The sequence below is a fragment of the Legionella tunisiensis genome, assembly GCF_000308315.1.
Taxonomy (GTDB): domain Bacteria; phylum Pseudomonadota; class Gammaproteobacteria; order Legionellales; family Legionellaceae; genus Tatlockia; species Tatlockia tunisiensis.
This window is the reverse complement of sequence record NZ_CALJ01000056.1, coordinates 1-15,525: the sequence shown is the minus strand read 5'-3', so window position 1 is coordinate 15,525 and position 15,525 is coordinate 1. Positions and strand designations below refer to the sequence as shown.

The following is a 15,525-nucleotide window of genomic DNA, read 5'->3' as shown; positions in this document are numbered from 1 at the left end:
TATTGTAGAAGGAATTTCCATCTTCATAGATATCGCCATCCAGCGTTGAGGAGGTGGTTCCAGCGAAAGCCAAACCTAATTGGCCTTGCAACTTGGAATTCAGTACCCGCTGCATGCCAAAAAATAATTCTGCAATCGCTATCGTTTCTTTATCGCGATCAGCCGTATAGGTTTTAAATACATCCGATTGCAAATAAATGGTTTGCGTTTTACCAGCTTTCATCCACGCAGGACCAGCACTCGCAGTAATAACCCAGGCAGAATCGCCATCCCAGTACTCATCGCCCATGACTCCCGCGGTAGCACTGGCCGATACAGCACAACCCAACACAATAGCTTGCAATTTCTTTAAAGTCATTACACATCCCGGTATTTATTATTTTTCTTATATCATCACAGCAATTGATGACATTTTCACCCGATTAACTAAATTACCGCATTTAAAGCAACTTTTCCACGTCCTTAATTCAAAACAAGGGTTGTTGACATATCGCCTTATGACTTGATTTACGAGCATCGCAGCGAAGCACAGAAAATCAAGTCATAAGCGCCAAGATAGTAGAAATGTCAACAACCCTAATAATCCAACGGTTTTCCCACTGCGTGAGCAATAAACAGACGTTTTAGCGGCGGGCAATGATTAGAAATACGCAAACCCAAACCGCGAAGCGCAATCATCGTAGTAAACGGGCTGGTAAATAGGGTTTTTAAGCTATCCATCATAGCAATCACCTGCCAAACAGCATATTTACGTTGGCGTTGGTAAGCCCCTAGCGCTCTTGGTGAAGTTAATGTTCCTTTCCCTTTATCAGTCAGGCAGGCCAACCAGGCAGCTACATCAGCCAAACCCACATTAAGGCCAAGACCTGCAAGTGGGTGAATAGTATGTGCGGCATCACCTAATAAAAGCCAGCGCTTCCCCGTGTATTGTTTGGCATGGCGCATGATTAAAGGGAATTGATGGCGCTTTCCCTGTACGTTTACTTGCCCTAATTTATTGGCAAACGCTTTGGTTAACGCCTGACTAAATTCCTCATCATTAAGAGCCATTAATCGCTTTGCTGCATGGGGTGTCGTTGACCAGACAATAGAACATTGCTGTTCATCGATTAAAGGTAAAAAAGCTAAAGGACCGTCAGCATTAAATACTTGATAAGCCGTTTTCTGATGCTTTTTCTCTGTGCTTACAGAAGCAACGATGGCCTGATGATGGTAAGACCAACTCGTCAAAGGCACTTTCAGTAATTGGCGGCAAGGCGAATTACCACCATCAGCGATCATCAACAATTTTGCTTGCCAAGATTGACTGGCCTCACTAACGGTAATCGAATCGGCTTGTTGTTCAACGGCTGTTACTTCGCTCTTGGGAAAAAGAGTAATTCCAGTTTGTTGGGTTATTTCTTGCAATAAGGCTTGCTTAAGGACCGATTCTTCCACAATAGTGCCTAATTGCTGTGCGGCAATCATGCGAGCATCGAATTCAATATGAGCTCCGTTGGTTGCATCCCAGACATACATTCGCTGATAGGGTGATAGCCGCGTTTTATCTAACTGCGGCCAAGCCCCCAGTTGTTGCAATAAATCCTGAGATGCCTGGTTAATCGCATAAACACGACTGTCCGGTTTTTCTGAGTTAGTTTCTAAGGGACCAGCATCCACCACAGCAGTAGAAAATCCTTGCTGAGCCATTGCCAAAGCAGCCGTTAAACCAACGACGCCTCCACCAATGACAACCACATCAAATTGCTGGTTCATTAAGACTCCTTGGCCTCTAAAGCGATCCCACAAACCAAATCCGGCGTTATTCCCGCAAAACCGCGTGTGTAACGAGTCAAGATTCTTTTTAACAGGGCGCTGTTATCCATCGCAATAAGGCCTAAATTACGCGCCAAAGCGATTCCTGGCAAACGGCTGGTAAACAGACTAATCAAGCCATCTGTTAAACGGATTATCGCCGTTTGATCATGGCGCCTCATTGCCTGATAACGCTGTAACATCCCGTCATTCAAACCGTCCTCAATAATGCATTGTGCCAAGGTCGCTACATCGCGCAAACCCAGATTAAAACCTTGCCCTGCTACTGGGTGTAAGGTATGTGCAGCATTACCGACAAAGACTAAAGGCCAGGCGATTTGTTCTGGCATAAAGACTTGTCGTAAAGGAAAAACAACTCGCTTACCCAGTTTTACAAAACGCCCCAAGCGATAACCAAACGCCTGTTGTAATGCAGTTAAAAAATCGCTTTCATTAAGCGCCATCAGGCGTTTTGCTTCGTCAGGCGGCAAAGCCCAAACCAACGCAGCACGATTATCTGTCATCGGCAATAAGGCCAAAGGCCCTGAAGATGTAAAACGCTCATAAGCCTGTTCTCGATGGGCTCTGGCTAAACCAATATTGGCAACAATCGCTTGCTGCCCATAATCCTTTAGGTTCACTCTCAGACCACTAAAACGGCGTATAGCCGATTCAGCACCATCTGCAGCGACAATTAATTTGGCCTGAACAGTACACTCTCCAGCGCTACTGCTAATAGTCGCTAACCCTTTTTGCCTATCCAGTGCAGTCAGTTTAGCGGGCGCTAAAATCTCGGCCTCTTTTAATAATTGATGTAAGGCGCGATTAATAGATTGCATTTCCACCACATAACCTAAAGGATTAGCTAATTCGCCTTGCAATCGTGCGGCGCCAAACCGATACTGATCGGACACATGAATTGTAGTGATGGGCGTGGCGTCTTTTAGCAAAAGCGGCCAAATCGCCAGCATTTGTAAAATACGCACACTGGCTGGAGAGAGCGCCAAAGTACGTGCATCAAACTCACTGTTTACTTTGTTGCTAAAAGAATTCGCATCAACCAATAAGGTGCTATAGCCTTTGTTTGCCAAAGCAAGCATTAAGGTAGCGCCAGTCAACCCACCACCAACAATTAGAATATCAACCTGTTTATCAGCCACGCATCAACGCCTCTATCTCGGTTATTTCTGTCGGCAGAGCAGCCGTTAAATTCTCATAGCCATTCTCGGTTACGAGAATATCATCTTCTATTCGTACACCAATATTCCACCAACGCTGTTCAACCCCATCCATTCCAGCACTGATATACAAACCAGGCTCTACAGTAAGCACCATGCCTGCCTGCAAAGGACGCCATTGACCGTCGATTTTATAACGACCACAATCATGTACATCCAAACCTAACCAGTGTCCAGAATTATGCATGTAGAAGGGCTTGTAAGCTTCTTGGCGGATTAGCTCATCCACCTGGCCTTTTAATAAACCTAACTCACATAAACCGTTAGTCAAAATACGGACTATCCTTTGCTGAACCTCGTTCCAAGCGATTCCTGGTTTAATACAAGCGATTCCAGCTTTCTGAGCCTTAAGAACTAACTCGTAAATAGCCCGTTGCTCTGGATTAAAGCGGCCATTGATAGGGAAAGTTCTGGTGATATCAGCAGCATAATTACCAAACTCGCCTCCGGCATCAATCAAGAGCAAATCACCATCGCGCAATGGTTGATTATTCTCAGTGTAATGAAGAATACAGGTATTCGCACCACCGCCAACGATTGGATCATAAGCGACAGCCCGACAGCCTTGACGACTAAACTCATAAAGCAGTTCTGCTTCTAATTGATATTCATAATCAACCTGGCTACAAACCTGCATGGCTCGTTTGTGCGCAACAACAGAGATATCTGCAGCCCGACGCATCAATGCGATTTCTGCTGTTGTTTTGATTAAACGCATTTCGCTGAGTACAGGCTCCAAATCACATAAAGCGTCTGGTGCTTTAACGCCACGCCGTATTTGTCCTTTTAAGGCCTGCAGGGCTTGTAAAACATGCGTTTCATACGCTGGATAACGACCGAGCGCGTAATAAACGGCTGTCTTTCCTGCCAGAAATTCCGGTAAATGCTCAGTAAGCGTCTCTATGGCGTAAGCAGCAGTGATATCGAGTTCTTTACTGGCACCCTCTTGCCCCAAACGCTTGCCGGTCCATTGCTCTTGAGCGGGATTATGAGGACGGTTAAACAAATAACTTTCATTTTTTTCACCGGCCACGATTAATAGTAGGGCTTCCGGTTCATTAAATCCCGTTAAATAATAAAAATCACTGTCCTGACGAAAACGGTAATGTGCATCACCATTTCGGATGACCTCATTAGCAGCAGGGATAATTGCAATAGCCCCCTGGGGTAACTTTTGCGCTAATGTCTGACGTCTTTCCTGATATTCTTGCCGACTAATCATTAAACATCCTTTCCAAAGAACTCTACAATTAATGGGTAGTATTGGAAGAGTCACGGCCTTCATGATTGGCGAGTAAGTCACCATACAACCGCAGAACCGCCATACGTGCGTATTCACTGACCTCCATCAATGCCTTTTCGTCCTCTTCATCAATCTGTAACGACTCATAATCCAATTGTGCAAATTCCAGTAAATGTTGCAGTGCTTCCTGTGATTCATCTTCTTGCAATTGCTCATAGCTAATACCAGCCATTGTCATGCCTTGCGTAAACCCTTCACACCACTCACTAAATGCTTGAGCACGATCAACAAGGGACTCGTGTTCATCAGGCAGCATTAATTGAAATTCAAAATCAAAATTGGCAAGTTGCTGCTGACTCACTGAATAAACATCAAACATGGCAAGCGCTGCAGCACGAGTGGATTCATCACGTTTATAATTAACCATTAACGCACGCAAATAAGCCTCACCTTCGGTGATAGCACCTGCACATAAATAACCGCACATCACACCATGCAATTCACTGCTGGAAATGGGTAGTCCTAACACAGAAATAACATCTACGAATGATTGATAGGTAGGGAGGTGTATGGGATTATTTTCAACAGACATAATAAGCTCATTAGCATAAAGAAACTAATAATAACTGATTTGCTCGGGCAAACCAAAATTGTTACCATCTAACTAGTACGGGTCACTATAGGTTGCGACAAAATGACAACTTCTAAATCATGCTCTATCAAATTAATGAATAAATCCTATGAGGTTAAATGTCCTGATAATGAGGTAGAAAATCTCCAACAAGCGGCCGATAAGCTGAATGAAAGAATCGTTCATAACAGAAAAAATTTAAACAGCTGGACGACTTTCAAACGCTGCTTCTGGCAGCACTTCATGTCAGTCATGAGTTAATTAGCTGCCAAAGACAACAAGAACAGCAGCGTCTGCAAGTTACTCAGTTTATTAACTCCCTGGAAAATAAAATTCACCAGGTGGTTCACGGCAATATCAGCCAAGACCCACAAACTGATTAATTTTGCCTCCATTATCCTCTGTGTTTGCGTTTTTTTCCAAAAATGCAGAGGTAGATCTGTTCTTTCTGCTATTCCAGCGAAAAGAATTCGTAAATTCATGCCAAGTCAGTTTACCAAGAAAGCCATCATGCTATACTGCAAATAACCCGACAGCGAGTGATTTGTGAACCAATACTCACACTTAGGGGAGCGTTCTGTAGCCGGCGTTGTGCAAGCCCATGATAAAGTGGGAAGCCTGAACTGACTCATCTGCCCCCCACTTGAACCCCAGGGTTCAAAATCATAGCGGTCGGGCTATCTTATACCAGCTTTTGGTTTGAGCCATCCCCTTCGAACATATTAACCAACGCACCTAAACGTCCCTGTTTCAAAGCAATAACCTCCAAAAAACCATATTTAATCGGAAAACCGGCTAAATCCTTGCGTTTTTTCTCAGCGGCATTGCATTTAGTCTTACCGGAAAGGGCAAAAGGATTGGCAAATTTATCCCTGGGTCGCTCCTCTTCATACACGTGCAGACAAAAAGTATATAAAGCGTCATGCACCAGGTTAGCTTCTTTTTCCGTTAGACAATTTATTTGCCGTCTGATTTCGGCTGCAAAATCAAGTGCAGCCGAATAAGAGCGATCTTGCAAGGTAGCAAATTCTTTGCGGAACAACTGGATAGTATGAGCAAGCAACTGATTCTCGTCGAGAATTTTTAATTGCCTGGATTGATAAATAAACGAGTATATCCAACGCATATTATCCACAGCATGAAGGAGAGTCAGGCGTGCCGTCGGTATTAGCGAGGCAATTTCTTTTAAACACGCTTCATTCCTAAATGTATTGGTATCGACGTAATAATTGTTCCGCGCAAAAAAAGCCTGCCAAACAGGAATATCGCTGCATAGGCTGGTAAAGATTGCCATCTCGGAGTCTCTCTCTTCGTCAGTAGTATGCAGGCGATAATAAATTAACTGAGGTATGAGGGCTAATTGCTCAACAGTACAACAACGATGAAGCAAGTAAAAAAGAGTGACCAATATCGTTGTTTTTGCTTTTAGCTTCTCTATTTCATGCCCAAGGTGGAGACGTTCTATTTTGGCAATAGACGCGTTTAATTGAACCATCGGATAACCAGGAAGCTCCCCTCTTTCTACATAACTTATCAACGCGCCAGATCGTGTAAGCATAAACAGCAGTTTATCGAGTTCTAATTGACTCTGACCTAAGGAAAGATATTGTCTGGCTAATACACGAAAAAGAATCGGATGATGATAGTTATTTTCTAGCAATCCCGCGTGGCTTAACTGTTTTTGTAAGTGCAGCCAGGGAATGACCTCTTCTCCTTTTTGCCAGTTTTCGTGTGTGACATTTTTAACGACCCAAACCCAGTATTGGTCAAGAATACGGCGAACCTCGACCATAAGTTGAGGATAAACCGGGCTCTCGTCACTTAAATCCTGTAGTAACGCACCAAGTTGGGCAACTAAAGAAAGGACGCCTCCTTCCTTTCCTTCTAAAACGCATCTAAAGAGACTTCTTCTTTATATGCTACTGTCGGCACGCCAAGTTGAGTAACTAAAGAACCTTTCTCATCTTGTTTTAATGCTTGTCTTAATTCACGCACCGCCTGTTTAAATTCACCAATATTCATTTTTCACTCCCTGAATAATGAACTTCTTAGCTACTGCAGAACGTCGTAAAGATAAAGCAAGGCCTATTACCTTAGCACGCCATGCGCTCAAGTTCAAATTTTGCCCTTGGGAATTAATATTTACCCGGCTTTAAGCTGTTCTTTGAGGAGTAATAACTCATCACGCACTTTAGCGGCTTGTTCAAATTCCATATTTTTGCGTGATTATGCATTTGTTTTTCCAGAATTTTATTTGCTTTGCTAATTGTTCTGGCGTCATTAACAAATAAGGTGCTTGCCGTTCAGCAAGTTCCATTTTACGTCTGCTGCTATAAGCTCCTTCCATGATATCTGTGATGGATTTATGAATCGTTTTGGGGGTAATACCATGTTTCAGGTTAAATTCATTTTGTTTATTACGTCGTCTCTCCGTTTCATCAATAGCACGTTGCATAGAACCTGTTATCTGTTCTGCATATAAAATAGCACGACCATTGATATTACGGGCAGCTCGACCGATGGTTTGAATTAAGGAACGATCAGAACGCAAAAAACCCTCTTTATCAGCATCAAGAATAGCGACTAAAGCAACCTCAGGCATATCCAGTCCTTCGCGAAGAAGGTTAATTCCTACCAATACATCAAACTCACCCAAACGAAGATCACGAATAATCTCCATTCGTTCCACTGTGTCAATATCTGCATGTAAATAACGTACCTTTACTCCGTGCTCACGCAAATAATCGGTTAAATCTTCTGCCATACGCTTTGTTAATGTCGTTACTAAAATACGCTCCCCTTGGGTGACAACGTGGCGAATTTCAGATAATAAGTCATCCACCTGATTTTTAACTGGCCGGATAATAATTTCGGGATCCACCAAGCCGGTAGGACGTACGACCTGCTCAGCAATATTGTCAGAATGATCTCGCTCGAAAGGCCCTGGTGTCGCCGAGACATAGATAGTTTGTGGCGAACGTTGCTCAAACTCTTCAAAACGCAGAGGGCGATTGTCCAAAGCGGAAGGCAAGCGAAAACCATAGGCAACCAAGGTTTCCTTGCGTGCCCTGTCCCCTCGATACATACCGCCAATCTGAGGAACTGTCACATGCGATTCATCAATGACGAGTAACGCTTCCGGTGGTAAATAGTCAAACAAAGTTGGCGGCGGCTCGCCAGCCTTACGACCCGATAAATAACGGGAATAATTTTCAATGCCGGAGCAATAGCCTAATTCCAACATCATTTCGATATCAAACGCGGTACGCTGTTGCAAGCGTTGTGCTTCCAGTAATTTATTTTGGCTTGTGAATTCTGCAAGACGTTCCTGTAACTCGTCTTTGACTAAATCAATTGTTTGCAAAATTCGCTCACGCGGTGTGACATAGTGAGTTTTAGGAAAAATAGTGACTCGCGGTAAACGTTGAAAAATTTCACCTGTCAGTGGATCAAAGCGGGAAATATTCTCCACCTCTTCATCAAAAAGCTCAATGCGAATGGCTTCTTTTTCAGAGTCGGCTGGAAAGATATCAATAACATCGCCATGAACCCGAAATTGTCCTCGTTCAAGTGAAACCTGACTGCGAACGTATTGCATTTCGGCTAAGCGTTTCAAGATCTTGCGCTGTTCGCATTGTTCTCCTCTAGAAAGATGTAATAACATACGCAGGTAAGAATCGGGATCACCTAAACCATAAATGGCAGAAACCGTTGCGACAATAATGGCATCCTTGCGTTCGATTAGCGCTTTGGTGGCTGACAGGCGCATCTGTTCGATATGCTCATTAATGGACGCGTCTTTTTCTATGAACGTGTCGGAAGCCGGTACATAAGCTTCTGGCTGATAATAATCATAGTAAGACACAAAGTATTCCACCGCATTGTCAGGGAAAAAGGTTTTGAATTCGCCATAAAGTTGGGCTGCCAATGTTTTATTCGGCGCCATAATAAGGGTTGGCCTTTTCATCGCCTGGATAACATGCGCAATAGTGTAGGTTTTACCTGAACCGGTGACTCCTAGTAGAATTTGGCGGGCTAACCCGGATTCTAGACCATCAATTAGGGATGCTATAGCAGTAGGTTGATCACCGGCAGGCTGATAATTTGAGTAAACTTTGAATATATTTTTCATAGTGTAACTATAACCGATCAATGCAGTATTGTGACAGTTTTTAAAACAAAACCCATTGATCAGCAACAAAGCACAGGAGTTTAAAAGTGGATATTGTACTGTCAGATCGCATACAACAGGTAAAACCGTCTCCTACCCTAGCGGTAGCAGCAAAAGCCGCTAAGATGCGAGCAGCAGGTTTGGATATTATTGGGTTAGGAACCGGTGAACCCGACTTTGACACACCGCAACATATTAAGGATGCTGCCATTGCTGCCATTGAGGCCGGTTTTACCAAATACACGGCAGTTGAAGGTATTGCTGAATTAAAGCAAGCCATTAAAGACAAATTCAAACGCGATAATAATTTAGATTATGAGTTAAATCAGATTCTAGTTTCAGTCGGTGGCAAACAAAGTGTTTACAATTTATGTCAAGCTTTTATTAACGAAGGTGATGAAGTCATTATTCCGGCACCTTACTGGGTTTCCTATCCTGATATCGCGCTATTAGCTGGTGGCGTGCCCGTGTTTATTCCTTCAACGCCTGCCGCTCGCTTTAAAATTACCGCAGCGCAGCTGGAAGCAGCTATTACCCCAAAAACCAAACTACTTTTCTTAAATAGCCCATCTAACCCTTCAGGCGTAGCTTATAGCCTCGCTGAATTGAAGGCATTAGGTGACGTATTAAAAAACATCCAAACGTGTTTATTGCCACTGACGACATGTATGAACACATCATTTGGACTCAGCCTTTCGCCAATATTTTAAATGCCTGCCCAGAATTATATGAGCGCACTATCGTCTTAAACGGTGTTTCTAAAGCCTATGCAATGACTGGTTGGCGAATTGGTTATGCCGGCGGCCCAGCTCCCTTAATAGCAGCGATGGCCACTGTACAATCCCAATCAACGTCTAACCCCTGTTCTATTGCTCAGAAAGCGTCTGTAGCGGCGTTAAACGGCGGCGATGAAGAAGTGAAAAAAATGGTTGAAGCATTCCGTCAACGCCACGATTTCATAGTCAGCCGTTTGTCCGATATTCCTGGGATAGATGTGATTCCCGCTGACGGTACTTTTTACAGTTTCCCCAGCGTCCAGGCAATTATTGAAAAACGTGGCTATCAAAATGATGTTGAGTTTGCAGAAAAATTATTGCAGGAAGTTGGCGTAGCGCTGGTTCCAGGCTCTGCCTTTGGTAACGAAGGTTGTATCCGTCTTTCCTTTGCTACCAGCATGGATATCTTGCGTGACGCAATGGATCGTTTACAGCGTTTCTGCCGGTAACTTAATAATTCGCTCTGCAATCTCGTTTTTCGCTGCTGTTAATAGTGAATAAATCGAGATTGCAAAACCTGGGGGGTTAGCGCAAACGGCAAAAAGTAAAAAATTGTCGCAAATCCCCTTGACCCATCAACAGAATCGATTTAAGATTCCGCCTCATTCCCCGGTAGCTCAGTCGGTAGAGCGGATGACTGTTAATCATTAGGTCGGCGGTTCGAGCCCGTCCCGGGGAGCCAAACCCAGCAAGAGTTTTGGCGAATTCCAAGTTTTTCCTTCCTGAAGCTTGGTACCAGTTTTGGTACCGATTGTGTAGTTTAGTCGGTGGGTCCACTAGGACTTGAACCTAGGACCAATGGATTTTGGCTCTTCCCCAAATCCCTGAATCTTCTACACATCTTGCCCGCAATCAGAAAACATGATCAAATTCACCTTTTAGTTTTAGGTGAAACATGGAATTGGCAGTTGAAAATGCGCAGGCTTGGTCAGAAGCAATATTTGGTTCAATTGAACTAGGCGATAAGCGTCTAACTAGACGCTTAATGCAAATTGGGAAACAGCTATCTTCTTTACCCGGCAGCTCATTATCTGAAAGTTGTGAGGGTCAAGATGCGTTATTAGAGGGAAGCTATCGCTTTTTACGCAATAAACGCGTTAGTGCCAAGCAAATTGCTGATGGGGGTTACCATGTAACAAGTTTATTATCCCAGTCAATTCCTACGATATTGGCAATAGAAGACACAACCACTCTGTCTTACACTCATCAAGTCAAAGAAGATTTAGGCGATTTAGGGGGGCCAAAAGAAAAAGTAATCGCGGGTTTCATGTACACACTACGCTATTAATGGATGCTGAAAAAGAAAAAACGATAGGTTTAATAGCTCAAAATCGCTGGTGCCGTCCTGTGGAGGAAAGAGGGAAAAAATTTCATCGACGAGTCAGGCAATATAGTGAAAAAGAAAGTTTTAAATGGGAAAAAATACGCGAGAACTAGAAAGCCGCCTAGGCTTAAAGATGGCAGATGTTATATCAGTATGTGATAGAGAGGCTGATATTTTTGAATACATCCAATATAAATTGGACCATAACCAACGTTTTATTGTTAGAGCAAACCATAATCGAAAGTTAGAACCCGGTGATAGTTATTTATTTGAATCTTTATCAAACGCTAGGTCTTTAGGAACTTATACTATTGAAGTGGCTCAGAAAGCAGGACGAAAAAAACGTCAAGTAGTGCTTGAATTGAAAACGACTTCTGTAACATTTTCCCCTTCCGAAAGACGCGCAAAAGACCGTCAATTAAAACCGATAACGGTAAATATTGTCATTGCTAAAGAGCAAGGTTGTGATGAAGTAGAAAGACTAGAATGGATTTTATTAACCTCAGAAGAAGTATCATCATTTGACTGTACACGCAAAATAACTCGTTATTATGAATTGCGGTGGCGCATTGAGGATTTTCACAAGGCGTGGAAAACAGGCGTGGGTGCCGAAGAGCAACGCATGCAATCAATTGAGAATTTAGAAAAGATGATTGTTATTCTCTCCTTTGTAGCCATTCGTTTACTGCAATTAAAAGAGCATTTTGAATACCCGGTTACTCTAAATATTGATGACAGTATTCTTTGTGAAGAATTATTATCTGAAACTGAATGGAAGGTATTGTGGAATAGTGTTGAAAAAACATCATTACCCGAAAACACTCCCACCGCCGCATGGGCTTATCAAGCAATAGCAAAACTTGGTGGATGGACAGACTCTAAAAGAACTGGCAAAGCAGCCTGGGCTACTATTTGGAAAGGTTGGTTTCGGCTAAGAGAAAGACTAGAGGGGCTTAGGATTGCAACAGCGATGATGAAGATGTGATCAAGAGACAGCCCAAATCCGGGGACACTTCACTCATCCACAAAGCACTCTAACTCTTAATCTATAATTTTCAAACTTTCTAAATCCATAAGCTCTGCGTTGAATCAATTTCATCTTTCGATGAAACCCTTCCGTTATTCCATTATTTTTTGGAGTTCTAGAGCGACTATTGCGGTAAGAGACAGAATCGAACTGTCGACACGAGGATTTTCAGTCACCTAGTCGATAAATAACCAATTGATTTCATTATATAAATAATCGCAGGAAACCACTACAAATGTCCTACGATGTATAACAGTGTCGTACTGAAATACGCAAATTTCACACAGAGGTTTTTTGCGGTTTGAAATATCTTCTGAAGTAATAAATTAGCTAACGGTATTATAATTAATAACAAATGATTTCATTTAATCTCTTGAGAGCCACTAATAAAATCTAGTCTCAATAGTATGTAAAAAGGAAACAAGGAAATCTATGCAATATCACCCCATACTGAAAAAATAAAAGATGCCATTTCTAATAATAACATACAGCACTTGCTAGACGAGACATCTAGTGAGTGGGTTGTAGTATATTTAAATACTAATGAAATTTTTTCAATTCATTCACAATCAAAAAAGAATACCTAGATTTATATCAAAGTGAAGATATATTAAATTTAGATTTCCCCCTAAGTCAGTCCGCTGCTTATTGTACAGATTATAGAAAAGGTGATTCGTTTCGACGTGTAATCGAACCATCATACGAAGAGGGATTAGGGAAAAGTGTGATGTGGCCTATATTTTTTATCGCACAAATTATAAAGAAGGCAAAATAAATGTTCAGTACGAACTGCTACAATCATTTGTACACATAACTGGAATTTTTTAGATGATAATAGAAGTCAATACACGCAAATTAACGAAGATGGTGATATTGTAGCGAAAGTAGTGATAGTAAATGAACCTGAACTAAAATTAATCCTATTTGAAAGGAAGATATTGGATTTCTATTTAGGGTACGCTGATTGTTTTTAATCCGTTTTTTGACTTCAAAGAATTAGCAGTAGACAAAAAATGGCATATTGACAATTTACGCTCCCACAACCGGTACATTCAATCTTTTCAAGAAAGAGGATATAAAGGAGCTGAAATAATACAGGCTGTTTATTCTATCGAAGAAATTGAACACGGGAGTCCGAAAAAGTATGAGAGTTTTATTATTAATGATTTTAAAAATCATAAAATAGTGGAGTGGTCATGTACTCCAGAAATGCTTGATAGCTATTTTACAAATACTGGAAAACCTTTTGAGACAAGTCCTGCTTTTTTTAAGCCAGAGGTTTTATCAAAATATAAGAACAATCCTGATAAGTATGAGGTTACGGAGCGGGGAATTTCTTGTCTAGGAGTGTGGACTCTTAGTCCTTATTCAATAAATGAAGAAGGGCAAGTACACACGTATATTTATTATCTAGGGCAATTACCACATAAGGAACAGCTTCATTGGAAACAATATAATGAAGAGCCGAAAGCCGGAATCTCAAAAATTGCCTACAATACAGATTTTTTAGGCCAGTTTGATGAGGCAGAATGTCCGCTTAAAAGCATCAAGAAGCATTTAGCCGACTTCCCTCCATATATTTTAAAGAATGAAAAATTCATTCTATGGCGTCCCAAAGGTGGGGATATTGAGGTTTTATTTAAAGAGATTCATCCAGTAGTAACTGAAATTAAAAAGAATATAAGGATTATGTATTAAATCTATGCATTTTAGTAATTGATGGATTGGAGGAAAAGAATATACGGAATTTAGCTGATGTCACCGACAAAGAAGTTAAATCGCTTGGGTGCTTACAGATACTTCTAAACAAGTGGGGATCAGAGAGCGCTGAAAAAATTCTGAAAGCATTGCGAAAACTACAAAGAGAACGGAGTAAGTATAGTGGTCATGGTGGTGCGAGAATTGATTTTGATATAAAAAAGCGGCTTTGAACTTAACACAAGAAGTTGCTGAAGCAATTGAGTTATTGCTTCAAGAAATTAGAAGAAATAGTTCTTTCTAGCTATTACAATAATTTGAAGTACAAGACGTGGTCGATTAAAGTAATAAATCATATTTTACTAAGCATCTCATCTCTTTTCTCGTTTAAATCTATATGCCATTTCATTAATTTTTAATTAATAAAGGAAATTGAGTATTATTTGGCTGAATATATTCTGAATAAAAAAGAGCAGCATTTAAACAAATCAAATTTGTATTAATAAGTAATAGAGGATGAGGCTCAGTATTTTCTAAAATAGGTGTGTAGTCGCTCTCATTTTCAGTTAAATGAAAGAATTCTAAATAATACCATGCACCATGTTCTGCTCTACTGCATGTCCTATATAAGGTTTCATAGAGCTCGGATAATCCTACTTTGCTTGATAGACTAAAAAGATCTGCATGCCATTCTCTATCATTACCAAAGTTAATATCATCAATATCATATTCAGTTTTGGCAAACGTATTTTTTATATCCTCAATTAACTTGGCTTCAAAAGGCAAAGGTTCTCCGTCTTTAATTTTGCTTTGGATGAAATCAAATAATTTTTTGTCATATGCAAGTGAGGCTTTTATAAATTTTTGACAAATGACGTTATTTAGACTTTGAATTAAATATGCAAATGTTATTGAAGTTTCGGTGAGGGCCCGTGTAGCCAAAAGAGCCATTTCGGTACGATTTTGGCTTATCAAAAGTAAAAAGCTATCGTAAAGTTTATATATTCTAACCATATGGCCGAGCAATATTCCTTGCTGGAGTTTTTCCAGAGATATACTCGGTATTAATGCTACTGATTTAACCAAAATTTTATTAACAAGATTTCCAGCAACAATCAAATCATCAATAAAGTCGGTGTTCGATACACGAGGTCTATCGACATCTGGAAGAGGGTGTTCAGCGAATAATACCAAATCTATAAAAGATTCTTTTCCATGCATAAATTAGACTCTTCCTTTTGCTAAATTACGAACAAGGCGCAACCCATTAGTAATCAAAAAACGCTGCATCTAATTACTGAATATTAAATTGATGTAGCCTGTTTGTAAGCCAGAGTGCCAATTTCAAGTTTGTGTTTTTGTTGTAGATTAGCCAACTTAAATTTTCTTTTTCGATTCTATCTAAGAGAGTTGCTTCCATTTGCGATGCTTTCATCTTTGGCATATTTTAATTTCCGCAAATGATGTTAATCATTTAAGCGTATACTTTAAGATCTGTAAAATCAATGATGGCTTGTTTATTTTGAGCGACGCGGACCAATCCGCAAAGGGATTCAAGAGTGCAATATACAAACTTTCGTTTGTTTGTTTTTTATGAAAACCAAATTAAACAAATCCTTAATG

Annotated in this window: 8 protein-coding genes, 1 tRNA gene, 1 other RNA gene and 6 pseudogenes; 6 read left to right on the top strand and 10 right to left on the bottom strand. The window is 41.0% G+C overall.

The genetic code is table 11. The features are described 5' to 3' along the window. The 5 genes and pseudogenes from BN58_RS04050 to BN58_RS04030 all read right to left on the bottom strand — a co-directional run. Window positions 1–358 (bottom strand): annotated as a pseudogene (locus BN58_RS04050) (hypothetical protein); the annotation flags it as partial. Window positions 359–576: 218 nt separating this feature from the next. Beyond that, window positions 577–1,755, bottom strand: coding sequence for an FAD-dependent oxidoreductase (locus tag BN58_RS04045; protein ID WP_019215751.1), 1,179 nt, complete (start codon window positions 1,753–1,755; stop codon window positions 577–579). Beyond that, complete coding sequence (gene ubiH, locus BN58_RS04040) at window positions 1,755–2,954, bottom strand: 2-octaprenyl-6-methoxyphenyl hydroxylase (RefSeq protein ID WP_019215750.1); 1,200 nt, start codon at window positions 2,952–2,954, stop codon at window positions 1,755–1,757. The genes BN58_RS04045 and ubiH overlap by 1 nt, the downstream gene beginning before the upstream one ends. Continuing rightward, window positions 2,947–4,254, bottom strand: a complete 1,308-nt coding sequence (pepP, locus tag BN58_RS04035) for a Xaa-Pro aminopeptidase (RefSeq protein ID WP_019215749.1) — start codon at window positions 4,252–4,254, stop codon at window positions 2,947–2,949. Before pepP ends, ubiH begins: the two co-directional genes overlap by 8 nt. Window positions 4,255–4,282: 28 nt before the next feature. Then, window positions 4,283–4,867 (bottom strand): UPF0149 family protein, encoded by a 585-nt coding sequence (locus tag BN58_RS04030; RefSeq protein WP_019215748.1) that lies wholly within the window; start codon window positions 4,865–4,867, stop codon window positions 4,283–4,285. 102 nt (window positions 4,868–4,969) lie between these two features. On the opposite strand from BN58_RS04030, the pseudogene BN58_RS29535 reads away from it, so the two are divergent. Together BN58_RS29535 and ssrS are read left to right on the top strand one after the other, a co-directional pair. Next, window positions 4,970–5,289, top strand: a pseudogene (locus BN58_RS29535) (cell division protein ZapA). Window positions 5,290–5,429: 140 nt separating this feature from the next. Next, a non-coding RNA gene (gene ssrS, locus BN58_RS29530) (6S RNA) lies at window positions 5,430–5,589 on the top strand. Here ssrS and BN58_RS21915 read toward each other — a convergent pair. The 3 genes and pseudogenes from BN58_RS21915 to uvrB all read right to left on the bottom strand — a co-directional run bounded on the left by BN58_RS21915 (window position 5,589) and on the right by uvrB (window position 9,038). After that, the gene (locus tag BN58_RS21915; RefSeq protein WP_019215746.1) at window positions 5,589–6,698 is read right to left on the bottom strand and encodes a hypothetical protein; all 1,110 of its coding nucleotides are present in this window, start codon (window positions 6,696–6,698) and stop codon (window positions 5,589–5,591) included. The genes ssrS and BN58_RS21915 overlap by 1 nt on opposite strands. A 92-nt stretch (window positions 6,699–6,790) precedes the next feature. Continuing rightward, window positions 6,791–6,928: a hypothetical protein gene (locus tag BN58_RS30505; RefSeq protein ID WP_019215745.1), complete on the bottom strand. Its 138-nt coding sequence runs from the start codon at window positions 6,926–6,928 to the stop codon at window positions 6,791–6,793. A gap of 120 nt (window positions 6,929–7,048) precedes the next feature. Further along, a pseudogene (uvrB, locus tag BN58_RS21910) lies at window positions 7,049–9,038 on the bottom strand (excinuclease ABC subunit UvrB). Window positions 9,039–9,124: 86 nt separating this feature from the next. On the opposite strand from uvrB, the pseudogene BN58_RS21905 reads away from it, so the two are divergent. The 3 genes and pseudogenes from BN58_RS21905 (at window position 9,125) to BN58_RS21900 (ending at window position 12,162) form a co-directional block, all read left to right on the top strand. Beyond that, window positions 9,125–10,302: pseudogene (locus tag BN58_RS21905) on the top strand (pyridoxal phosphate-dependent aminotransferase). Between the two features lie 157 nt (window positions 10,303–10,459). Continuing rightward, window positions 10,460–10,535, top strand: a tRNA-Asn gene (locus tag BN58_RS04000). 213 nt (window positions 10,536–10,748) lie between these two features. Next, window positions 10,749–12,162: pseudogene (locus tag BN58_RS21900) on the top strand (IS4 family transposase). 33 nt (window positions 12,163–12,195) lie between these two features. Here BN58_RS21900 and BN58_RS29525 read toward each other — a convergent pair. Beyond that, a pseudogene (locus BN58_RS29525) lies at window positions 12,196–12,321 on the bottom strand (transposase); the annotation flags it as partial. A 1,092-nt stretch (window positions 12,322–13,413) separates the two neighbouring features. Between BN58_RS29525 and BN58_RS32715 the strand changes: the two are divergent. Further along, window positions 13,414–13,902, top strand: a complete 489-nt coding sequence (locus BN58_RS32715) for a hypothetical protein (protein ID WP_019215744.1) — start codon at window positions 13,414–13,416, stop codon at window positions 13,900–13,902. Between the two features lie 408 nt (window positions 13,903–14,310). On the opposite strand, the gene BN58_RS03980 is transcribed toward BN58_RS32715, so the two are convergent. Next, window positions 14,311–15,123 (bottom strand): DUF5677 domain-containing protein, encoded by an 813-nt coding sequence (locus BN58_RS03980; RefSeq protein WP_019215742.1) that lies wholly within the window; start codon window positions 15,121–15,123, stop codon window positions 14,311–14,313. Window positions 15,124–15,525 lie beyond the last annotated feature (402 nt).